Annotated in this window: 2 protein-coding genes; both read right to left on the reverse strand. The window is 68.4% G+C overall.

Annotated features, from left to right (window positions below):
* Nucleotides 1-514 (reverse strand): hypothetical protein (locus AC1D1T_RS32370; protein WP_477993450.1); only part of this gene is annotated, 514 nt, incomplete at its 3' end.
* Nucleotides 507-1,313, reverse strand: a complete 807-nt coding sequence (locus AC1D1T_RS32375) for a hypothetical protein (protein ID WP_477826761.1) — start codon at nucleotides 1,311-1,313, stop codon at nucleotides 507-509. The genes AC1D1T_RS32375 and AC1D1T_RS32370, both read right to left, overlap by 8 nt.
* Between the last annotated feature and the right edge of the window lie 249 nt (nucleotides 1,314-1,562).

Genomic DNA, 1,562 nt, shown 5'->3' on the forward strand with positions numbered 1-1,562 from the left:
CTTCCAGGCGCAACGAGAGCATCGCGGGATCGGCTTGCACCGTGAGCCGGGTATCGGCCGGCCAACGCAATGTGCTCAGCGTTGCTTCATCGGCGCGCAGAACGATCGCACCGGAGGGATTGGCCATGAAAGCCTGCACGAGGGTCGAGTCGGGAGACGCCAGCAGACTGAAGCCTTCGACCCGGGTGTCGCCACGCAACCCCAGGGGTCCGATCGCCGAGGCACCGGCCATCGCCAGGGTGGCCGAACCGGCCTGCAGTTCGAGTCCCAGCGGGACCGCCGGAACCTGCAAGGTCGCCGCGAGCGTCAGCACGACAGCCACCGCCAACATCGGTGCCAGCACACGCCCCAGGCCGCGTCCAGCCGCAGCGCGCTGCTCCGCGAGCACGTTGTCGACGATGCGCAGTCGCTCCTGGAGATCCTTCAGTTCGGTGAGCGGCGCATCGGGGGTCCGCAAGCGGGCGGCCAATTGCCCGGCCAGCAACTTTCGTTGCGAAGCAAGCTCGTCAGTCATCCAGCGCCCCGAGCACCGTGAATCGGAGCATGGGGAGGGCCTGGCGGCTGTCTGCGTCGACGGCCTGCACATCAACGGCAAAGCCCTTGCCATCGGCGGGCATCGGGATGGCGATGCTCAGCCGTTGCCACGGATAGCGTTGCGCATCCGGCACGTCGATCCAGCGCGCAGGCCCTCCCTCCCCGAGGCGGTAGCTGCGCCACGCGAGCGAGGCGATGCGAACCGAGGCGCGAACCGTGGCCACTGCATCCGGCTGCGCCAGGGCGGAAGCCGAGAGCGCCACCGGAGCCGCAGCCGGGCCACCTGCAGCACCGGTGCGACGCGTCAGTGCGAGGAAGCCCAGGTCGCTCGCTCGCAGGCGTGTTGCACCCAGCATCGGCGCAGGGTCCCAGCTCAGCGGCTGACCCGCCAGCAAGTCCGCCTCGACCCGGTAGAACGGCGATGACGGCATCGGCTGCACCACGAGCCGCAGCGGTGCCCGGGCAGCGGCTTGCAACAGCAACGTGCCTGCGGCCTTCTCTCCCGTCAGTCCGGCACCGCGCGTGAGCGATACCAACTCGACGAACGATTGCGAGACTGTCCTGTCGTAGAAGCCCTCGCAGCGCTCGGGCCCTGCCATCGGACCATACGGCGGCTGGCGCGAGGTGCTCGGGTGCAACGTCGAACAATCGACACCCCATGCCGTCGTCACATGCGCGGCCATCACGATCGCGACCAGCAGGCGGGACAAGCGCTGGCTCACGAGCGCGTGGGAGGCGCCCTCGTGCCAGATGCCGAAAATCCTGTCGACGAAGTCCATGGGTCGCCTGCCGCAGTCTGTCGACGCCTCGGGTCCATGCGCCGCGGGTCAGGCTAGGCGGATGCCTCGCCCCATGCATCCCCAAGAGTAAGTACGGTCAGTCCAGCCGCGCCTCGATGTCTGGGTCGCTGGCGCCAGCGCCCAGCAGTTGCGCCATGACGGCCTGCCCGCCCGCATAGAACTCGCAGAGTGGGGCACAGTCGCAAAAGCTGAAGCGACCCTGTCGATTCTGCTGCTCCTCCTTCGTCG

The sequence above is a fragment of the Rhizobacter sp. P2_H3 genome (assembly GCF_056403355.1).

What these genes read in the sequence shown, in the direction of transcription:
- AC1D1T_RS32375 (WP_477826761.1), bottom strand. Translation starts at nt 1,313, where the DNA reads ATGGACTTCGTCGACAGGATTTTCGGCATCTGGCACGAGGGCGCCTCC.